Genomic DNA, 20,736 nt, shown 5'->3' with positions numbered 1-20,736 from the left:
ACGCTTCGCCGGACCGCGGTCGCATCGTCCCTCACGGGACGTTCGCTCGAGACCGCCGGCGTCGCCTCGCGTCGCGCCGCAAAGAGTTTCTCATGGCCAACAAAATGCTCATCGACGCCTCCCACCCGGAGGAAACCCGCGTAGTCGTGCTACGTGGCAATCGCGTTCAGGAATTCGACTTCGAAGCCGCCGACAAAAGGCCCCTGCGCGGCAATATCTATCTCGCCAAGGTCACGCGTGTGGAGCCATCGCTCCAGGCCGCCTTCGTGGATTACGGCGGCAATCGCCACGGCTTTCTGGCCTTCGCCGAGATTCATCCCGATTATTATCAGATTCCCGTCGCCGATCGGATCGCTCTGCTCGAGGAGGAGAGCCGCGTCCATCAGCAGGAGGACGAGGAGCCGCGCTCCCATGGCGGTGGCGGAGGTCGTCGCCGCTCGCGCCGCCGCCATTCGGACGGCGCCGAGAAGCGCGCCAATTCCGACGAGGTGATTTCCGAGAGCGCTTCCGAGAGCGAGGAGACCGACGCCGCCGAGGCTGTGACGGCCGAGGCGCCGGCGGAAGAGATCCGCGCCGAGAGCGCGGAGCCCGAAGCGCTCGCCGAGAGCCCTTCTGCCGAGGCGAGCCCGCAGGAGGCCGTCGAGGCCGAGCCGATCTCCATCGATCCGCAGGGTTTCGGCGTCGTCGAGGCCGGCCATGCCGAGGAAGCGCCGGCCGAGCCGGCCGAGGCCGATCACGAGGTCAAGGCCCGTCGCCAGGACGAGCGCGATGAGGAGCATGAGGCCGAGCGCGAGGAGGCCGAGGCCCGCCGCCGCGACGACGACCATGACGACGAGGAAGAGCACGAGGACGAGGAAGAGCACGTCGAGCATATCGGCGGCGACGCGATGGAAGAGGTGCCGCACCGGCCCTCGCGCTCGCGCCGTCAATATAAGATCCAGGAGGTCATCAAGCGCCGCCAGGTTCTGCTCGTGCAGGTCGTCAAGGAGGAGCGCGGCAACAAGGGCGCGGCGCTCACCACCTATCTCTCGCTCGCCGGTCGTTATTCGGTGCTGATGCCCAACACCGCGCGCGGCGGCGGCATCTCCCGCAAGATCACCGACGGCGCCGATCGCAAGCGCCTGAAGGAGATCGTGCAGGAGCTCGAGGTGCCGGAGGGCATGGGCGTCATTCTGCGCACCGCCGGCGCCACACGCACCAAGGCCGAGGTCAAGCGCGACTTCGAATATCTGCTGCGCATGTGGGAGAGCGTGCGCGAATTGACGCTGCGCTCCAGCGCGCCGACCCTCGTCTATGAGGAAGGCTCGCTCATCAAGCGCGCCATTCGCGATCTCTATGGCCGCGACGTCGAGGAGGTCATCGTCTCCGGCGAGGAGTCCTATCGCGAGGCCAAGGACTTCATGCGCATGCTCATTCCGAGCCACGCCAAGAACGTCCGCCTCTATCGCGATCCCAATCCGATCTTCGCCTCGGCCGGCGCGGAGGCGCAGCTCGACGCGCTGTTCTCCAATCAGGTGACGCTGAAGTCGGGCGGCTATCTCGTCATCAATCAGACCGAGGCGCTGGTCGCCATCGACGTGAACTCGGGGCGCTCGACGCGCGAGCACAATATCGAGGACACGGCGCTGCGCACCAATCTGGAGGCGGCCGACGAGGTCGCCCGCCAGCTGCGCCTGCGCGATCTCGCCGGCCTCATCGTCGTCGATTTCATCGACATGGAGGAGAGCCGCAACAATCGCTCGGTCGAGCGCCGCCTCAAGGACGCGCTGAAGAACGATCGCGCCCGCATTCAGGTCGGCCGCATCTCGCATTTCGGCCTGCTCGAAATGTCGCGCCAGCGCATTCGCGCCGGCGTGCTCGAGGGCTCGACCGTGCCTTGCCCGCATTGCGCCGGCGCCGGCACGGTGCGCTCCACCGCCTCTATCGCGCTGCATGTGCTGCGCGTGCTCGAGGATGCGCTCATCAAGAGCGCGGCGCATGACATCATCCTGCGCACGCGCACCGTGGTGGCGCTCTATATTCTCAATCAGAAGCGCAACCATCTGCAGGCTTTGGAGCGCCGTTTCGGCGTCGCCATCACCGTCTCCGCCGACGACAGCCTGACCGGCACTTCCTATCATGCGCTGGAGCGCGGCGAGCCTGCCACCGGCGTGCGCGAGCTTCCGGCCCAGACCGCGCTGCGCGTCGATTCGCTCGCCGATCTCGAGGATGAGATCGAGGTCGAGGCCGAGGCGTCCGCCGAGGAAGACGAGATCGTCGAGCGCCGGCCCGAGGTCGCGCGTCGCGAGGAACGCTCGGCGCGTCCGCCTTTCGGCGAGGAAGAGGGCGAGGGCGAGGACCAGCCGCGGGCGCGCCGTCGGCGTCGTCGGCGCGGACGCGGCGGCGGGCTCTCCGGCGGAGAAGCGCCGGCGCCGGGCGCCGAGCAGCCGTCCGACGAAGGCCTCGCCATTGTCGCGGAAATCGACGGCGTTCCCACCGCGCCGGCCAATGAGGTTCCGCGTCCCGCCGAACGCGGCAGCCGCGGCGGACGCGGTCGCCGCGCCGGCCGTTGGACGCGCTCCTCGCCGCTGGCGCCCGAATTTCGCGAGCAGGGCGCTTTCCCGCTCGACGAGGGCGTCGCCGAGGCGGCCGTTTCCCCGGCCGAGGCGCATATCCCGCCTTATGAGGCGAGCGAGGCGGCTCCGGCTCCCGTATTGACGGAGGCGGCTCCCGCCGCTCCGATCGCCGAGGCTCCGGCGCCGGCCGAATCGGCTCCGTCGGCCGAGGCCGTCGCTCCGAGCGCGCCCGCGCCCGAGGCTCTTTCGGCGGCTCCCGCTCCTGCGGCTCCTGCTTCTGCCGCCCCTGCGCCGGAGCCGGCGGCTCCGCCTGCGCCCATCGTGCATGAGGCCGCCGCGCCGCCGCGCCAGCCGACCGAGACGATCATCACCGAGGCGGATCCCAATCGTCCCAAGAAGGGCGGCTGGTGGACGCGGGCCAAGGCCTCGCTCGGCGGCGAGTGACGAAAAGCACATGACAAAAAAGCGCGGCGGGTCGCCAGCCCGCCGCGCTTTTCCTTTTTAGATCTGCTGATTGCGGTCAGGTCGTCGGTCTCGGCGCGCCGAGCCATGCCGCGAGACGGTCGAGGCCGAGGCGCACCTCGCTCTCCGGCCCAGCGTAGGAGAAACGCAGCATGCGCTTGCCGCGCGCGCGATCGAAATCGATTCCGGGCGTGACGGCGACGCCGGCCTCCTCCAGCATGCGCTTGCAGAAGGCGGCCGAATCCGCGGAAAAGCGTGAGATGTCGGCGTAGATGTAGAAGGCGCCGTCCGGCGGCGCGAAATCGCTGAAGCCCAAGCGCGGCAGACGCTCCAGCAAGAGCGCGCGGCTTCGCGCATAGCCCGCCTTCACCGCCTCGAGCTCCGCCTTCGCCTCGAAGGCCTCGAGCGCGGCGATCTGCGCGAGCGTCGGCGCCGAAATCGCGAGCGATTGTTGCAGCCGCTCCATCGGCCGCACCAGGGATTCGGGCGCGACCAGCCAGCCGAGCCGCCAGCCGGTCATCGCATAATATTTGGAGAAGCTGTTCACGACGATGGCGTTGCGCGAATGCGCCAGCGCCGTCTCGCAAGCGCGCTCATAGGAGAGGCCGTGATAGATCTCGTCGGAGACGAAGAGAATTCCGGCGTCCGCGCAGAAGGCGCAGATTTTTTCGAATTCGTCGCTCGGAATCATCGCGCCGGTCGGATTGGCAGGGCTCGCCAGCAGCGCGCCATCGAGACGCTTTGCGCGATGCGCCGCCGCGAGCAGAGTGGCGGTCGGCGAATAGAGAGTCTCTGCGCCGACATCGATCAGAACGGGCTCGAGGCCGAGCGAGGCGAGAATATTCGCGTAGGCCGGATAGCCCGGCGCCGTCATGGCGATGCGCGCGCCCGGATCGAAACCGGCAAGAAAGGCCAAGAGAAATGCGCCCGACGATCCCGTCGTGACGATGACGCGCTCCGGCGAGACGTCGACGCCATAGGCCTCGCCATAATGGCGCGCGATGCGCTGGCGCAGCGCTGGGCGGCCGAGCGCCTCCGCATAGCCGATGGCGCCTTGGGCGAGCGCGCGCGCCGCGGCCTCGCGCACGGCGAGCGGCGCCGGCGCGCCGGGCTCGCCCAGCTCCATATGGACGATGCGGCGGCCCTGCCGTTCGAGCTCGCGCGTTTCGCTCAGCACATCCATCGCGATGAAGGGCGCGATGGCGCTGCGCTTGGAAGGGGATGGAGGCGTCGTCATGCGAACAGCATAGCGGCGACGAATATGACATTCGTGGGGCGCGCCGCTGCGCTCTCGTTCGGCTAACGCGCGAAGCCGCGCTGGCGCAGCAGCGCGTCGACATTCGGCATGCGGCCGCGAAAGGCCACATAGGCGTCCGCCGGGTCCTGCGTTCCGCCGGCGGCGTAGATGTGACGGCGCAAGCGCTCCGCAATGTCGGGCGCAAAAGGATCGCCGGCCTCGAGGAACGCCTCATAGGCGTCGGCGTCCAGCGTCTCCGCCCAGAGATAGGAGTAATAGCCGGCCGAATAGCCGTCGCCGGCGAAGACATGGGTGAAATGCGGCGTCCTGTGCCGCATGATGATCTCTTCCGGCATCGATATGCGCGCGAGGCTCGCGCGCTCGAAGGCAAGCGCGTCGAAGCTCTCGTCGATCGCGCTTTCGTGCAGATCGAGATCGACATAGGCGGAGGCGCAGAATTCGACGCTGGCGAAGCCCTGATTGAAGTGCCGCGACTTTTGGATGCGCTCGAGCAATTCCTCCGGCATTGGCGCGCCCGTCTCGGCGTGGCGCGCGAAGCCGCGGAGAATTTCCGGCTCCAGCAGCCAATGCTCATAGAGCTGCGAGGGCAGCTCGACGAAATCGCGCGCGACATTGGTGCCGGCGACGAGCGGATAGGTGACGTCCGACAACATGCCGTGCAGCGCATGGCCGAACTCGTGAAACAGCGTGCGCGCGTCGTCGAGGCTGAGCAGAGTCGGCGCGCCATCGGGCGCGCGCGAGAAGTTCAGCACATTGAAGATGATGGGACGAATGCGTTCGTCGAGATTCTCCTGGCCGCGAAACTCGGACATCCAGGCGCCGCCGCGCTTGGAGGGCCGCGCGAAATAATCGCCGAGGAAGAGCGCGACATGCTCGCCCTTCGCATCGCGAACGTCGAAGGCGCGCACGCTCGGGTGATAGAGATCGAGGCCTTCCACCTCGACGAAGGAGAGGCCGAACAGTCGTTTCGCGACATGGAAGGCGGCGGCGATCATCTGATCCAGCTGGAAATAGGGACGCAGCTCCGCCTGGTCGAGATCATAGCGCTCCTTGCGCACGCGCTCGGCGTAATGGCGCCAGTCGGCGGCGCCGATCGCGACATTGGCGCCGTCGCGTTCGGCGAGCGCTTGCAGATCGTCGCGCTCGGCCTTCGCCGCCGCGAGCGCCGGCGCCCAGACGCGATCCAAGAGCTCGCGCACCGCTGTCGGCGTCTTCGCCATCGTATCGTCGAGCTTATAGGCGGCGAAATTCGCAAAGCCATTGAGCCGCGCGCGCTCCTCGCGCAGGCGCAAGATCTCGGCGATCAGCGCGCGATTGTCGGTCGCGCCGCCCGTCTCGCCGCGGCCGGCCCAGGCGCGAAAGGCGGTCTCGCGCAGATCGCGGCGCGTCGAGCTCTGCAGAAAAATCTCGACGCTCGAGCGCGCGAGGGTGACGCCATATTTTCCCGGCGCGCCGCGCTCTTGCGCGACTTGCGCGGCCGAGGCGCGGAAGTCTTCCGACAGCCCGTCGAGATCGCTCTCGTCGAGCAGCAGCAGGTAATCGGCCTCGTCGGCGAGCACATTCTGCGCGAAGGATGTGGTGAGATTGGCGAGGCGCTCGGATATTTCCGCCATGCGCCGTTTCGCCGTCTCGTCGAGCTTGGCGCCCGCGCGCAGGAAGCGCTTATGCGTCAGCTCCAGCACGCGCGCCTGCTCGTCGGTCAGCGCCAGCGCGTCGCGGCGCTCATGGAGCGCATCGACGCGGGCAAACAGCGCGGCGTTCAGCAATATCTCATTCTCGTGCCGCGCCAGCGCGCCTGAGATGTCGCGCTCGATCTCCTGCAGCTCGGGCGTCGTGTCGGTCGCGGCGAGATTCCAGAAGACGCCGCCGACGCGCGCCAGAAGGCGGCCGGAGCGCTCGAGAGCGGCGATCGTGTTCTCGAAATCGGGCGGCGCGGGATCGTCGGCGATGCGCGCGATCTCCGCCAGATTTTCCGCCATGGCGGCCGCGAAGGCGGGGCGATAGTGCTCGGCCTTCAGCGCGCCGAAGGCCGGCAGGCCGAAAGCTCGGGTCGAGGCAAAGAGCAGCGGATTTTCGGTCGTCATCGGTTCCCTCGGTCTTCGCGGGAGATTTAAGGGCTCGGACGCCGCCGCGCCAGCCGACTCGGCGGTTGTCGTCGATCCTTTAGTAGTGTAGTAGATTTATAGACTGAATATAATGAGGCGACGGTCTCCGCCGCCTGTCGAAGGAGCGGCGCGGTGACGGAAGCAAAGCAGGGGCCGCATGCAGGAAACGGGTCCGAGCTCAGCGGCTTTCCGCAGCTCGGCCGTATCGTCGCGGAGCTCGGCGAATTGCGCCGCGCCTCGCAGAAGCGCCGCTATCGTGATGGCCGTCTGCCCGAGCTGCCCTCGCGCGACGCGACGATCGAGATTATCGAAGGGCTCGCGGCGAGCCTCTATCCGCGGCATTTCGGTCCGCCGGAGCTGACCACCGACAGCGCCGACGGCTTCGTGCTCTACACGCTGGACAAGAGCCTGCGCGCCCTGCGCGAGCAGGTGCGGCGCGAGCTGCAATTGCTGGCCAATGGCTCGGATGACGGAACCATCGACCATCGCCCGCGCGCGCATGAGATCGTCGACGCTTTCGCGCAGGCGCTGCCACTGATACGCGCGCTGCTCGACACCGATATTCGCGCCGCCTATGAAGGCGATCCTGCGGCCAAGAGCCTCGACGAGGTGGTGTTCTCCTATCCCGGCCTTTCGGCGATCATTCGCCACAGGCTCGCGCATCGTCTCTATCTGCTCGGCGCGCCCATGCTCGCGCGTCTCGTCTCGGAGATCGCGCATTCGGCGACGGGAATCGACATTCATCCGGGAGCGGAGATCGGCGAAGGCTTCTTTATCGATCACGGCACTGGCGTCGTCATCGGCGAGACCGCGGTCATCGGCAAGAATGTGCGGCTCTATCAGGCGGTGACGCTGGGCGCGAAGCGATTCGAGGTCGATGAGAATGGCGCGCTGGTGAAGGGCGGCGCGCGTCATCCGATCATAGAGGACGATGTGGTGATCTACGCCGGCGCCACAGTGCTCGGCCGCATCACCATAGGCCGCGGCTCGGTGATCGGCGGCAATGTCTGGCTGACGCATGGCGTGCCGGCGGGCAGCAATGTCACGCAGGCGAAGCCGCTGAGCGAATCCTTCACCTTCGGCGCCGGCATCTGATCGTCACGGCGTCAGCGCGGCGGCGCTCGCCGCCGGCGCCTCCTTCGCTTCTATGTCGCCCATCGGCGCGCGATTGCCGGAGAGCGCCGAGCACAGCGCCGCCGCATTGTCCCATGTGCAGGTGGTCGCGCCGATTCCGCGCGTGCATGTGCATCGGTAGAGCACGCCCGCCACGCATCGCGTGGCACCGGAGTCGCTCGTCGATCGACAATCCTGGGCCGCGGCGGCGCTCGCGGCGATCACAATGGCGGCCGTGAGGCTCCTCATCGGATGAATCATGACGGGTGCTCCGAAGATGTCTGCGGATCGACCACGGGCTATCTATCGCGTCGCCGAAGGGGTTCAATACGCGTCGACTCGTCGCGCCCGCGACCGCGCGAATCGTGTCCCCCTGCCGCGAGAGAGGAGACGCCATGATTCGCGATTATGTCAGCCATGCCGCCAATGAGCGGACATTTCTCGCATGGGTTCGCACCGGCGTCGCGATCATGGCGCTCGGCTTCGTGATCGAAAAATTCGACCTTTTCGTGCATACGATCAGCATCACGCTACCAGAGGTAGAGCGCGGTCCGATTCTGCATCGTCTCGACAAATTGTCGGGACCATTGACGAGCGGGGGAGGCGGCGGCCTATTGGCGCTCGGGGGCGTCGCGCTGATTGTCGTCGCGACCGTGCGTTTCATTCACACGCGGCGTCTCATCGCCGATGAGGCGCAGCATGGCTTCGACGCGGGGACAGCGGAGCTCGTCGTGCTCGCCGCCCTGCTGCTGCTCGGCTCGGGATTCGTCGTCTATCTCGCGATCGGCTGATGCGGCGCGACGATCGCGCTCTCAGCGACCGTTTCACCGACCATGCGTGCCCGTCGCCGGGAGGTCTTCCTCGAGCGGCGCGATCGGCGCCGGCGCCTCCGGCTGCTGCGGCGCGCGCCGCGGCCGGCCTTCCTGCTCGGCGCGGCGGAACGCCTCGAATCCCTCATAGATCGGCGCGAGCAGGCCGTTGCATTCCGAGCGGTACAATTTCGTCTTGTGCATGAGCATCTCGACGATGCGCTCCTGCTCCTTTTGCAAATGCCGCAGCCGCATCGCCGTGACCGATTGCAGCTCCTCGAAGATGGAGTAGCTCAGCCGCTGCTTCTCATCCTCGGAGAGCGAGGCTGTATAGTGCGTCTTGTGCATGAAGGACTGCGCCAGACGAAAGGCGGTGCTCATATTGCGGTCGTCGACGCCGTCCTGCGGCGGCGCGCCGAGGAAGATGTGCTCGGCGATTCGCGGCGCCAGCGCGCGCATCGCATGCAGCGCATCCTTGTCGGCCGGCGTGGCGAGATCATTGATGAAATGGGCGACGCCCTTCTCTTGCTCGAATTGAACATCGGCGAGCCAGAGATCGGAGCCTGTGCGCCCCGATCCGCGAAACAGCGAGACGCTCTGCGTGCGCAAGCCGCCGGTCGCCGAGATCAGCATGATGCCGGCGGCGCGCGTCGCCGTGCGGCGCCGTCCCGACGTGTCTGGATCGGCAGGGGCCATGCGCTTGCTGACGGCGCGGCGCAGGGCGCGCGCCGCCTTCTCGGCGCGCTGGCGTTCGGCCTCGACACGCTGCTGCTCGCGTAGCGCTGCGAGCGCCTGCTCGCGCGCCGCCATCGCCTCCGCATCGATCGTCGACGTCTCCGCCTTGCTCGGCTTCGTCTTGCGTCGCGTATGCGCGATATAGGTGCCCACGCCGCTCCTCCGCAGAGCGCTCGGCCCATCGATCGCGATCTCGAGAAATGTCGCGAGCGTCCGAGGCGCAGGAGAAACGCTAGCGCCGAAGACGACGGCTTCGCGATTGTGGAGATTCCCCTTGGGGCCAGCACGCAATCCTGCGCGGGGAGGGGCGCGGCCGGCGCGGCGGCGCTCGGCGTCCATCGCCCTGCGACGGCTGGGAAAAGCGGATATATTCCTATTTACCTAGTCGTGTTTATCAACTAAATTTCGCGGCGATTTTTTCCTGATTTCGCCGTGGGCGGAACCGCCGCCGCGGCCATTCAGCGCGAGGCGGAGCGTCCCGAATGTCGAAATTGCTCTTTCTGCACCGATGGGTGGGCGTCGTATTGGCGCTGTTCATGCTCGTCTGGTTCTCGACCGGATTTTCCATCGCCTTCATCGGCTCGCCGACGATCGATCGCGCGCAGCGGCTGGCGCATGCGCCGGCGCTTCTTCCGCAGGACGGCTGGCTCTCGCTGGGCGAGGCGCTGAGCGTCAGCGCTGTGGCCCGCGCGCAGGCCGTAAAGGCCGGTGACGAGGCTGCCGGCGGCGGCATGGGGCATGGCGGAGGCGGCGGCCGTCACGAGCATGGCGGCGGCGCCGAGGCGCAGCGCGGCCTCGCCGACGCGCGGCTGCTGCGGCTGGGCGAGGAGCCGATCTGGCTCGTCGAGGACGACGCCGGCCAGCGCTTCGCCCTTTCTGCGACCAATGGCGCGTTCGTCGATTTCGATCCTCAGGCGGCGGAGCGAATCGCCCGCGACTGGCTCGGCGGGTCCGCGCTGCTCTATCTCGACACGGTGGATGCGGCCGTCGGCGTGCGCAACGCCGAGTCGCTGAAGCCGCTGCATCGATTCGCGACGGGCGACGCCGCGGGCACGCAGATCATCGTCTCGGCGCGCACGGGCGAGGTCGCGCAAGTGTCGACGCGAGTCGAGCGCGCTTTCATCTACGCCGGCAATTGGCTGCATCTTTTCCGCTGGCTGGATGCGCTCGGCGCCGGCGATTATCGCCGCGACGCGCTGACCTATGTCGGATTTTTCGCCGCCATCGGCGCCTTTACGGGCATCGTCATCGGCTGGATCAAATGGAAGCCGGGGTTTTTCGGCCGTCCGACCTATGCGCGCGGACGCTCGCAGCCCTATCGCGAGACCTGGCTGAAATATCATTTCTGGGCCGGACTCATCGGCGGGACTTTCGCTTTCTTCTGGGCGGCGAGCGGCTTTCTCTCCACCAATCCGGGGCAGATCTTCTCGCAGGCGACCGCGAGCCGCGAGGAGCTGGCGCGCTATCGCGGCGCCGCGCTTCCGCAGGCTTTCGTCGATTGGCGGCCCACAGCCGCGCTCGGCCTCGCCGCTGACATCGTCGAGCTGTCCTGGAGCCGGCTCGGCGAGGAGGCGCTGCTGCTCGCGCAATCGCGTGACGGCGCGCGCCGCGCCGTCGCCGTTCCGGGCGCCGTCGCCGGCCTCGGCGAGCAATCGCTTCTCGCCGCCGCGTCTCGGCTGAAGGAGGGCGTCGCCATCGCCGGCGCCGAGACGCTCGCTGATTACGATTCCTATTATTTCGCCAATCATCGGCAGACGGCGCTGGACAAGCCCTTGCCCGTGCTGCGCGTCGATTTCGCCGACGCCGAGCATACGTCTCTCTATGTCGATCCGACTGACGGCCGCCTGCTCGCGAAATTCGACACGAGCCGGCGTATCTATCGGTGGGTCTATTCGGCCGTGCATCATTGGGATTTCGGCTGGTTCCGCAATCATTGGCTCTGGTGGGGCTGGATGGGCGTCTGGGTCTCCTTCGGCGTCGCGCTGAGCGCCAGCGCCGTGGTGCTGGCGTGGCGGCGCCTGCGGCGCTCCATTCCCGTCCCAGAGGCGGCGAGTGGCGAAAGGCGCGCCAGACGCGCCACGCAAACCGCCTGACCGGCGTCCGCTCCGGCCGGAACTCTCTATTTTCATCATAGGGTTGAGAGAAAAAATGCCCCGTCTCCTCGAGGAGGCGGGGCATTTTTTTGCGCGCGCGCAATTTCCCTGTTGCAGGGGCGCCACAGGCGATGCGCGAAAGGCCGCCGCTCGCCGGCAAGGGCGAGCGAAGCTGTTGACGTCCCCTACGAAATCTACGTAGTCTATAGATATTATACGTAAGCGCGCCATGGGGGAGCGCTGCGTAGACCGTCGCCGTGGCTCCGCAAGGGGCCGCGTACGACGGGACATGGGGAAACTGTGGTGATGTCGAGAGCGAGTGGAGCAAAGAGAGAGTCGCGTGCGAATCTGTTGCGCAGCGTCGGCTTCGCCTCATTGGCGGCGGCGGGCGTTCTGGCCTTCGGAGTGGGTTCTTCGGTCGGCTCGGCCGCGGCGCAATCGGCGCCTGCGCCGGTCCCGGATCCGGTGGTCGGACAGGCCGGCGCCGCCCCGGCCGCCAATGCGCAGGTCGACGATGTGACCGTCACCGCGCGCAATCGCGAGGAAAAGGCCCAGGACGTTCCTCTGCCCGTCAGCGTCGTCGGCCCCAAGGCTGCCGAGCGCGAGCGTCTGGAGCGTCTTTCCGACTTCGCCGAGAAGGTCCCCAATTACCGTCCGAACATCTCCAATCCGCGCACCTCGGGCACCGCGATCCGCGGCGTCGCCGGCGGCACGGGCGCTTCGTCCGGCGGCGCCGACGGCTCGGAGGCGTCGGTCGGCTATATCGTCGATGATGTTTTCTACACCCATGTCGGCTTTCAATGGCAGGACTTCGTCGATCTGCAATCCTTCGAGGTCGCGCGCGGCCCGCAGGGCACGCTGCTCGGCAAGAACACGACGGTCGGCGCCGTCGTCATCCGCACGCAGCTCCCGGCCTTCACGCCTTCGGCGACGATCGAGACGGCTTTCGCCAATTACAATCGCTTCATCGAGAAGCTCAATGTGACCGGCCCGATCATCGACGACAAGCTCGCCTATCGCGTCACTTTCTATCTCGACAAGAGCGACGGCTGGATTCGCGACGCCGTCACCGGCGCGAGCTATCTCAACAATGATCGCTGGGGCGTGCGCGGCCAGCTCTATTATGTCGGCGACGAGATCACCAACCGCCTCATCTTCGACCGTTCCACCGCGCATGAATATAATAATTCCGGCAGCGGCGTGATCGGCAATTCGGTTCCGCTCTTCGCCAATGGAACGCTCGGCGCCTCTTACGCGACGACGCTGGCCAATCGTCTCGGCAAGCCGATCCTCACCTATGATCCCTACACGCGCTTCCAGACGCGCGTCGGCACGCTCGATCAGCGCACGATCGGCGTCTCCGACACATTCAATTGGAACATAGGCGAGAACACGCTCACTTCGATTTCCGCCTGGCGCGAGTTCCGCCTGCATCCGCGCAACTCGCTCGGCGAGCAGCTCACCGAGACCACCTCCAACGCCTATGACGTCACCGTCGATCAATTCTCGCAGGAGATTCGCCTCGCCTCGCCGAAAGAGCAGACCTTCGAATGGCAGACCGGCCTCTACTCGCTCTATGAGCGCGTCTGGTCGCTCAATCATTTCGATTTCGGCTCCGATGCGGGCCGCTGGTTCAACTCGGGCAACTCGGCGACCGCGATCGCGCAGCGCAATTCGCTGCTCAACGGCTTCAAGAATCATCGCGACGGCAAAGCGACGACCTTCAGCGTCGCGGCCTTCGGGCAGGGGACCTATCACATCGACGAGCAATGGGCGCTGACCTTCGGCCTGCGCGACACTTATGAGATTCGCGAAGGCTCGGTGTTCGCCTGGGAAGAGGCTTGGGGCGTCGGCCTCAATCCTGCTGTCGTAGACGCCGCGATCCGCGGCGGCGGCGGCGTCGGCTTCTACGACACGGGCGCGGTGACGAAATATTTCAACTCGCTCTCCGGCCTCTTCAATCCGTCCTATCGCTACAATGAGAATGTCCTCGTCTATGGCTCGGTGGCGCGCGGCGAGAAATCCGGCGCGACCAACACCGATGCGCAACCGATCCTCGACGACAAGAACAATTTCAAGCAGTTTCAGCCCGTCATCACCAAGCCGGAAGTGTCCTGGGACTATGAGCTCGGCGTCAAGACCAACTGGCTGGACAATAAGCTCATCGTCAACGCCAATGTCTATTGGAACGATATCTTCAATTACCAGGCTCAGCTCGTCAATACCGACTATCTCGACAGCTCGGGCCAGGTCCTGCGCCGCAACTATCTCGGCAACATCGGGCATGTGCGTCTGCGCGGCATAGAGCTCGACGCGCGCTGGAGCCCGGTCGAGCGACTGTGGCTCACTCTGAACGGCGCCTATGCCGAGGCGCGCTATGTCAACTTCGACAAATCGCCGTCGCCCTCCGATTGGCTGTGGCCGACGGTGGCGGGCCAGCCGGTTGCGCCGGCCTCGCTCAATCGTGATAATTCTCGTTTCGAGAACTTCCCGCTGTGGTCGTTCAACGCCGGCGCCAATTACGAGCATCCGCTCGGCAATCTCTTCGCGGATATCGGCGGCTGGGCCAATCGTCCGGTGACCGGAATCTTCTATGCGAATCTGTCCTGGCGCGACAAGCAGCGGCTCACCAATCCTTATTCCATCTTCCAATACTGGCAGCCGGCCTATGCGCTGGTGAATGCGGGACTGGGCCTGCGCGCGGATGACGAGAGCTGGCAGGTGATGATCTGGACGAAGAATCTTTTCGATCAGCGCTATGTCACCACTTGGAGCCCGGGAACAGTCACCACCGCGGCGACCGCGACGCTGCCAGCGCAGCCGCGAACATTCGGCGGCACGCTGACTGTCAAGCTCTATTGACGTTCATGTTTCTCCTCGTCGTGCGGCGAGGAGAGTTCGAGGAGTGGACCATGCGAATTGTGAATGAAAAACTTCGGCTGATCGCCGCCCTCGCGGCGGCGATCTCGGCGGGCGGCGCGTCAGCGGCGGATCTGCCGTCGACCAAAGCGGCGCCGGCCCCGCCGCCGGCGCCGGTCTTCAGCTGGCAGGGCGCCTATATCGGCGCCTATGCCGGCGCCCTTCTGGGCGAGGGGACCTTCACCTATTTCCGCGAGACGCCGCTGCGCGGCGCGGGCTTCGTCGGCGGCGGCACGCTCGGCTATAATTGGCAATGGACGCCGACCATCGTCCTCGGCCTCGAGGCCGATTTCGGCTATCGCGGCGCGATCAACGCCGAGACGGGCGGCTTTAACACGCCGAGCCCGACAGATACGGGCGTGTTCGGCACATTCCGCGGCCGCGCCGGCTATGCCTTCACGCCGAAATGGATCGTTTATGGAACGGCTGGCTTCGCCTATGGGACAGATTTCGCTCCCACCGGCTTCACCTCGAGTCTTCCCGTGACGTTCGGCCAGCTCTCCACGGGCACGACCGTTCGCGCCGGCTGGACCGCGGGCGCCGGCTTCGAATACGCTTGGTCGGACAAGATCTCGGTGAAGGGCGAATATCTCTACACGCAGCTCGCCGACTCGGGCGTCAGCTATTCCACCAATTTCGGCGCCGTGCCGCTCAATGTGAAGAGCGCCGGCCATATCGTGCGCGGCGGCCTCAATTATCACTTCACGACGCCTGCCGCTCCCACGGTCGCGCCGATCGTGACCAAATAAGGCGTCGGTCCTCGCCGAGCCCGCGGCCTCTCCCGGCCGCGGGCGCGTCAATGAAGGGCCGCGCCGCTCCATTCGGCGCCGAGCATGGCCAGCACCGACATCAGCAACAGAACGCCGGCGAGACGCGAGAGATTGCGGCTCGCCGCCGGCTCCGGCGTCCAACGCCGTGCGCCATAGCTCGCCGCATGGGCGAGCCCGGAATAGAGCGTCAGGCACAGGAAGCTCGTGGTCCAGCCATAGACGAGCGCATGCCGCCAGAACGGTCCGTCCGCGGCGTCGAAAAACTGCGGCAGTATCGCGAAATAGAACAAGAGCCCTTTGGGGTTGAGCAGGCTGGTGCCGACGCCGGCCGAGAAGGCCGCCCAATCCGTGCGCTCTCGGCTGCGGCTCAGCGCCCCGAAGCCGCCGTCCGAGCGGATGAGCCGAAAGGCCAGCCAGGAGAGATAGGCGACGCCGATATATTTGAGGGCGAGGAACAGCGCCGGAAAGGCCGCGAAGACGAGCTGAAAGCCGGCCGCCACCAAAAGAGTGAGCAGCGCATAGCCGAAGGCTATGCCGGCGGCGGAGAAGCGTCCTGCTCGCGCTCCCGAGGCCAGGGCGCGGCCGAGCACATAGAGCATGTCCGGCCCCGGAACCGCGATGAGGCTGACCACGGTCGCCACGAAAACCAGATAACGGCCGCTCACGTCCTCACGCGCCTCCTTAGAGCTCCCCGCATGAGCCCCGCCGCCGGCGCTCGCGTCAAGGGACGCCGCCGGCGCGACGCTTCCGGCGGTTGACAAAATTTCCCAAGGGCCGTTTGTGGACAAGAGCGGCGTGCTGGGTCACTGATCCTCGAGGCGGCGGCAAGCGCGCAATTTGTCGCAGCGACGCGAAGGCCGCTTGCGGTCTCACGCCAAACTGCTCAAAACAAGCGCGCCCTTTGCGGATGGATTTGTTTCTATTCGCGTTGCCGAGGCAGGGGTCAGGGTCGAACTCGCGAGAGAGGTTCCAGAAAGTGAGCAATGCGACAAAGGCGGAGCCGAGCCGCCGGGATATTTTGTTCCTCGCCACGGGAGCGGCGGCGACGGTCGCAGCGGGCGCCGCCGTATGGCCGTTGATCGCGCAGATGAATCCGGACGCTTCGACGCTGGCGCTGGCCTCGACGGAGCTCGACATCGCAGCCATTCCCGAGGGGCAGATCGTCACTGTCAAATGGCGCGGCAAGCCCGTCTTCGTGCGGCACCGCACCAAACAGGAGATCGAGGCCGCGCAGAACGTCCCGCTGACCGAGCTCCCCGATCCGCAGGCCGATTCGGCGCGCGTGAAAAAAGCGGAGTGGCTGGTCGTTGTCGGCGTCTGCACGCATTTGGGCTGCATTCCCACCGGCCATGAGGGCGAGTTCCACGGCTGGTTCTGCCCCTGCCACGGCTCCACCTACGACACCTCCGGCCGCATTCGCAGCGGTCCGGCTCCGAGCAATCTCGAAGTGCCCGATTACGCCTTCCTGAGCGACACCAAGATCAAGATCGGCTGATCGCGGCCCCCGTCGCCGTCCCAACCTCCGAGACGACATTCATGACCGGACATTCGACTTACACGCCGAAGAGCGGCTTTGCGCGCTGGCTCGAGCGGCGCCTGCCGATCCTCGGCTTCATCCACGAATCCTTCGTCGCCTATCCCGTCCCGAAGAATCTCAACTATCTTTGGACCTTCGGCGCGATCCTTTCGTTCATGCTGGTCGCGCAGATCGTGACCGGCATCGTTCTGGCGATGCATTACACGCCGGAGACGACGCTCGCCTTCGATTCGATCGAGCACATAATGCGCGATGTGAATTGGGGCTGGGCGCTGCGCTATGCGCACGCCAATGGCGCCTCCATGTTCTTCCTCGCCGTCTATATCCACATCTTCCGCGGCATGTATTACGGCTCCTACAAGGAGCCGCGCGAGGTGCTGTGGATCCTCGGCGTCGTGATCTTCATGCTGATGATGGCGACCGGCTTTCTGGGCTATGTGCTGCCCTGGGGCCAGATGTCCTTTTGGGCGGCGACGGTGATCACCAACCTCTTCACCGCCATTCCCTATGTGGGCAATTCCATCACCACCTGGCTGCTCGGCGGCTATTCGGTCGACAACGCCACGCTCAACCGCTTCTTCGCGCTGCATTACCTCCTGCCCTTCGTCATCGTGGCCATCGTCGGCCTGCATGTCTGGGCGCTGCATGTGACGGGGCAGAACAATCCGACCGGCGTCGAGGTGAAGGACATAAAGAAGGAGACCGTGCCCTTCACGCCCTATGCGACGCTGAAGGACGCCGTCGGCCTCGTGGTCTTCGTCGGGCTCTTCGCCTGGCTCACCTTCTTCGTGCCGAATTACACGGGCCATCCCGATAATTACATCGAGGCCAATCCGCTGGTGACGCCGCCGCATATCGTGCCGGAGTGGTATTTCCTGCCCTTCTACGCGATCCTGCGCGCCATCCCCAACAAGCTCGTGGGCGTCATCGCGCTCTTTTCCTCCATCCTCATCGTGGCGGCGCTGCCCTGGCTCGACACATCGAAGGTGCGCTCGGGCGTCTATCGTCCGGCCTTCAAGAAGTTCTACTGGGTCTTCGTCTTCGTCGCGGTCGGCCTCGGCTATCTCGGCGCGCAGCCGGCGGAGGGCGTCTATCTCATCGCCGCCCGCATATTGATGGCCTATTACTTCCTGCACTTCCTCGTCGTGCTGCCGCTGCTCGGCAAATATGAGCAGACCCTGCCGGAGCCGCGGTCGATCGCCGCTTCCCTCGGCGAGGCCGCCACGGAGGAGAAGCCCCATGCGTGACGCGCGACAGAGAGCATCGATCATGAAATCGATCATTATGGCGGCGGCCCTCGCCGGCGCGGCGGGCGTCGCTGTGGCCGAGGAGGGCGGCGCGCATTCGCAGCCCAAGCCGCCGCGGCAGGAATGGAGCTTCGCCGGCGCCTTCGGCCATTACGACAATGCGCAGCTGCGCCGTGGCTACAAGGTCTATAGGGAGGTCTGCTCGAGCTGCCACTCGATCTCGCGCCTCGCCTTCCGCAATTTCGCCGAGAAGGGCGGGCCGGAGATCTCCGAGGCGGAGGCCAAGGCGCTGGCCGAGAGCTATAAGATCAAGGACGGCCCCAACGACGCCGGCGATTATTTCGAGCGTCCCGGCCGGCTCAGCGACCGCGTGCCGCCGCCCTTCCCCAATGAGCAGGCGGCGCGGGCGGCGCTCAACGGCGCCTATCCGCCGGACATGTCGGTTCTCGCCAAGGCGCGCGGCTATTCGCGCGGCTTCCCGCTGTTCCTCGCCGACGCTTTGCCCGGCTTCTCCTATCAGGAGCATGGCGTCGATTATATCGTCGCTCTGCTCACCGGCTATGTGGATGCGCCGCAGGGCGTCGAGCTGGCGCCCGGCCAATATTACAACCTCTACATGCCCGGCCGCCGCACCGGCATGCCGCCGCCACTCTCGGACGGCGCCGTGACCTATGACGATGGAACGCCGCAGACGGCGGCCCAATATGCGAAGGATGTCAGCGCTTTCCTGATGTGGGCCGCCGAGCCGCATCTCGAGGAGCGCAAGTCGATCGGCTTGAAGGTCGTCGGCTTCCTGATCGTGCTGTCCTTCCTGGTCTATTTCACCAAGCGCAAGATCTGGGCGAACGTCCACCACTGACGCGACGTGGCGACACGATCCCGCGAGATCGCGTCGCCGCTCACCCTTGCAGAAACGCCCGCGCGCCATCGGCGACGAATTGCACGGCGAGGGCGGCGAGCAGCACGCCCAGCAATCGCGTCAGCACGACATTGGCCGCCGTGCCGAAGAATTGCGCCACCTCTCCCGCGATCAGGCAGAAGACCAGACAAATCGCCATTATCGCGGCGATTACCGCGAGCAGGCTCGCGATGAGCGGCACATCGCCATGCGCGTCGCCGGCGAGCAGCACGGTCGCGGTGATGGCGCCGGGGCCGGCCATCAGCGGAATGGCCAGCGGATAGGCGGCGATGTTGTGCACATGCTCGGCGAGCGCTTTTTCCGCCGCCTTGGAGTCGCGCTGTATGCGCACGCCGAACACCATTTCCGAGGCGATGGAGAAGAGCAGAAATCCCCCGGCGATGCGAAAGGCCGGAATGGAGATGCCCATCGCCGCGAGCAGCCTCTGGCCGATCAGCGCCGAGCCCGCCAGAATCGCGAGCGCATAGACGCTGGCGCGAAAGGCGATGATGCGCTTGGTCCGCGCCTCCAGCCCCGATGTCGCGGCGACGAAGACCGGCGCGAGGCCGAGCGGCTCCACGACGACGAGCAGCGTCACAAAGGCCGAGACGAGATAGTCGAGATCCATCCCGGCCTCCGGTGGGCGAGCGTCGCGGAGGCAGATAGCGCCCCGCGGGCGATGCGCCAGCAGGCGCTCCCGCCGCGCTTTCGCTCGCGAGCCGAAGCCTGCGCCGCCGATTGTTCGCGCCCCGCCACTCTGCTAAGACGCAGACCTCCACGAGGGAAAGGACCGCGGACGAGAGGATGCTCTTTTACGAACCGCTGTTCCTGTTTCTCTTCGCGCCCGCGGTCTATGGCCTCTATCTGCTCGTCGGCGGCAATCGCGGCGCGCGTCTCGCCATTCTGCTCGCGGCGAGCCTGTTCTTCTACGCCTGGAGCGAGCCGCTCTTCGTCTTCGTCGTGCTTGCATCGGCCTTCGCCGATGTCTTCATCGCGCGCCGCATAGCCGCGCTTCCGCCGGACGATAAATCGCGCAAGCTCTGGCTCGCGCTCGGCGTCTCCGCCAATCTCGGCCTGCTCGTCTATTTCAAATATGCGGGCTTTCTCGTCGCCAATCTCGACGTGATCTTGCGCGCGCTCACAATGCCGGGGCTCGCCTTCGCCTCGATCGCGCTGCCGATCGGCGTCTCCTTCATCGTCTTCGAGAAGATCACCTTTCTCGTCGACGTGCATCGCGGCGTGACCAAACCGGCGCAGAGCCTCTCGCTCTACGCTTTCTATGTGTTCTTCTTCCCCAAGCTGCTCGCCGGGCCGATCGTGAAATATCACGATATCGCCGAGCAATTGGCGCGTTTCCGCCATGCGACCAGCGAGGATTTCACGGAAGGTTTCGCGCGCTTCATGCTCGGCGTCGGCAAGAAGCTGCTCATCGCCGACACGCTCGCCGGCGGCGCCGATCTCGTCTTCTCGCAAGAGGCGTCGCGCATCGGCTTTCTCGACGCATGGGCGGGCGTGCTGTTCTTCACCTTCCAAATCTATTTCGATTTCTCCGGCTATTCCGACATGGCGATCGGCCTCGCGCGCATGTTCGGCTTTCGTCTGCAGGAGAATTTCGACATGCCCTATGTGGCGGCGAGCGTCACCGAATTCTGGCGCCGTTGGCACATGTCGCTCACCTCCTGGATCCGCGACTATCTCTACATTCCGCTCGGCGGCAATCGGCGCGGCGAAACGCGCACGCAGGTCAATCTCTGGCTCTGCTTCCTCGCCTCGGGCCTGTGGCACGGCGCAGCTTGGACCTATGTCGCCTGGGGCGCCTATAATGGCCTCTTCCTGGTGCTCGATCGGCTGTTCCTGCTCGATTGGCTGAAGCGCCGCCCGGTCTTCCTCGCCAATCTCCTCACTTTCATCGTCGTGACGATCGGCTGGACCGTGTTTCGCGCTTCGTCGCTGGAGCAGGCGGGCGCCTTCTATCTCGCAATGGCGCGGCCTTTCGCGGACGGCGCCGAGCCGGTCGCTATTCCCGCCTATCACTTCGTCGCGCTCGCCATTGCGGCGGCGATCTGTCTTTCGCAGCGGCTCTATCTCTCCTTCGGCGACAGGCTCTCCTCGAGCCTGCTGGCGCAGCGTCACGCCTTCGCGCTCAACGCTGTTCTGGCGCTGCTCTTCGTCTGCGCCGTCGGCAAGGGCCTCGCCGATCCGTTCAAGCCCTTCATCTATTTCCGGTTCTGAACG

At 65.9% G+C, this 20,736-nt stretch carries 16 protein-coding genes; 10 read left to right on the top strand and 6 right to left on the bottom strand.

Annotated features, from left to right (window positions below; genetic code table 11):
- Nucleotides 1-92: 92 nt before the first annotated feature.
- The gene (locus tag K369_RS12975; protein ID WP_036291724.1) at nt 93-2,999 is read left to right on the top strand and encodes a ribonuclease E/G; all 2,907 of its coding nucleotides are present in this window, start codon (nt 93-95) and stop codon (nt 2,997-2,999) included.
- Nucleotides 3,000-3,075: 76 nt separating this feature from the next.
- Here K369_RS12975 and K369_RS12970 read toward each other — a convergent pair whose 3' ends face one another.
- Both K369_RS12970 and K369_RS12965 read right to left on the bottom strand, forming a co-directional pair.
- Complete coding sequence (locus K369_RS12970) at nt 3,076-4,254, bottom strand: pyridoxal phosphate-dependent aminotransferase (RefSeq protein ID WP_036291722.1); 1,179 nt, start codon at nt 4,252-4,254, stop codon at nt 3,076-3,078.
- A 62-nt stretch (nt 4,255-4,316) separates the two neighbouring features.
- A complete protein-coding gene (locus K369_RS12965) occupies nt 4,317-6,359 on the bottom strand; it encodes a M3 family metallopeptidase (protein ID WP_036291720.1) in 2,043 nt (680 codons plus the stop codon).
- A gap of 153 nt (nt 6,360-6,512) precedes the next feature.
- Here K369_RS12965 and epsC point away from each other — a divergent pair, with 153 nt between their 5' ends.
- On the top strand, nt 6,513-7,475 hold the full coding sequence (epsC, locus tag K369_RS12960) for a serine O-acetyltransferase EpsC (protein ID WP_036291717.1): 963 nt from the start codon (nt 6,513-6,515) through the stop codon (nt 7,473-7,475).
- A 3-nt stretch (nt 7,476-7,478) separates the two neighbouring features.
- On the opposite strand, the gene K369_RS12955 is transcribed toward epsC, so the two are convergent.
- Nucleotides 7,479-7,754, bottom strand: coding sequence for a hypothetical protein (locus tag K369_RS12955; RefSeq protein WP_036291715.1), 276 nt, complete (start codon nt 7,752-7,754; stop codon nt 7,479-7,481).
- Between the two features lie 134 nt (nt 7,755-7,888).
- Between K369_RS12955 and K369_RS12950 the strand changes: the two genes are divergently transcribed.
- Nucleotides 7,889-8,284, top strand: a complete 396-nt coding sequence (locus K369_RS12950) for a YidH family protein (protein ID WP_036291713.1) — start codon at nt 7,889-7,891, stop codon at nt 8,282-8,284.
- Nucleotides 8,285-8,317: 33 nt separating this feature from the next.
- Here the strand turns inward: K369_RS12950 and K369_RS12945 are convergent, their stop codons facing one another.
- Nucleotides 8,318-9,190, bottom strand: coding sequence for a hypothetical protein (locus K369_RS12945; RefSeq protein WP_051949527.1), 873 nt, complete (start codon nt 9,188-9,190; stop codon nt 8,318-8,320).
- Between the two features lie 329 nt (nt 9,191-9,519).
- Between K369_RS12945 and K369_RS12940 the strand changes: the two genes are divergently transcribed.
- The 3 genes from K369_RS12940 (at nt 9,520) to K369_RS12930 (ending at nt 14,798) form a co-directional block, all read left to right on the top strand.
- Nucleotides 9,520-11,130, top strand: coding sequence for a PepSY domain-containing protein (locus K369_RS12940; RefSeq protein ID WP_036291704.1), 1,611 nt, complete (start codon nt 9,520-9,522; stop codon nt 11,128-11,130).
- 306 nt (nt 11,131-11,436) lie between these two features.
- Complete coding sequence (locus tag K369_RS12935) at nt 11,437-13,992, top strand: TonB-dependent receptor (RefSeq protein ID WP_084570666.1); 2,556 nt, start codon at nt 11,437-11,439, stop codon at nt 13,990-13,992.
- Between the two features lie 5 nt (nt 13,993-13,997).
- Nucleotides 13,998-14,798, top strand: coding sequence for an outer membrane protein (locus K369_RS12930; protein WP_245278192.1), 801 nt, complete (start codon nt 13,998-14,000; stop codon nt 14,796-14,798).
- A gap of 47 nt (nt 14,799-14,845) precedes the next feature.
- On the opposite strand, the gene K369_RS12925 is transcribed toward K369_RS12930, so the two are convergent.
- Nucleotides 14,846-15,484 carry a LysE family translocator gene (locus K369_RS12925; RefSeq protein ID WP_036291702.1) on the bottom strand — a complete coding sequence of 213 codons (639 nt, stop codon included), beginning with the start codon at nt 15,482-15,484 and terminating at the stop codon, nt 14,846-14,848.
- 311 nt (nt 15,485-15,795) lie between these two features.
- On the opposite strand from K369_RS12925, the gene petA reads away from it, so the two are divergent.
- The 3 genes from petA to K369_RS12910 are packed head-to-tail and all read left to right on the top strand — an operon-like array spanning nt 15,796 to nt 18,462.
- Nucleotides 15,796-16,314, top strand: coding sequence for a ubiquinol-cytochrome c reductase iron-sulfur subunit (gene petA / locus K369_RS12920; RefSeq protein ID WP_036291700.1), 519 nt, complete (start codon nt 15,796-15,798; stop codon nt 16,312-16,314).
- Between the two features lie 41 nt (nt 16,315-16,355).
- Nucleotides 16,356-17,603, top strand: a complete 1,248-nt coding sequence (locus tag K369_RS12915; protein ID WP_036291698.1) for a cytochrome b/b6 — start codon at nt 16,356-16,358, stop codon at nt 17,601-17,603.
- A gap of 22 nt (nt 17,604-17,625) precedes the next feature.
- Nucleotides 17,626-18,462, top strand: a complete 837-nt coding sequence (locus K369_RS12910) for a cytochrome c1 (protein WP_245278191.1) — start codon at nt 17,626-17,628, stop codon at nt 18,460-18,462.
- A 40-nt stretch (nt 18,463-18,502) separates the two neighbouring features.
- On the opposite strand, the gene K369_RS12905 is transcribed toward K369_RS12910, so the two are convergent.
- Entirely contained in the window at nt 18,503-19,129 is a 627-nt protein-coding gene (locus tag K369_RS12905; protein WP_036291695.1) for a MarC family protein, read from the bottom strand.
- A 176-nt stretch (nt 19,130-19,305) separates the two neighbouring features.
- Between K369_RS12905 and K369_RS12900 the strand changes: the two genes are divergently transcribed.
- A complete protein-coding gene (locus tag K369_RS12900; protein ID WP_036291693.1) occupies nt 19,306-20,733 on the top strand; it encodes an MBOAT family protein in 1,428 nt (475 codons plus the stop codon).
- Nucleotides 20,734-20,736 lie beyond the last annotated feature (3 nt).

This window comes from Methylosinus sp. PW1 (assembly GCF_000745215.1).
Lineage (GTDB): Bacteria > Pseudomonadota > Alphaproteobacteria > Rhizobiales > Beijerinckiaceae > Methylosinus.
Note: the sequence above shows the minus strand (reverse complement) of the source record. Positions and strands in the feature narration are given on the sequence as shown.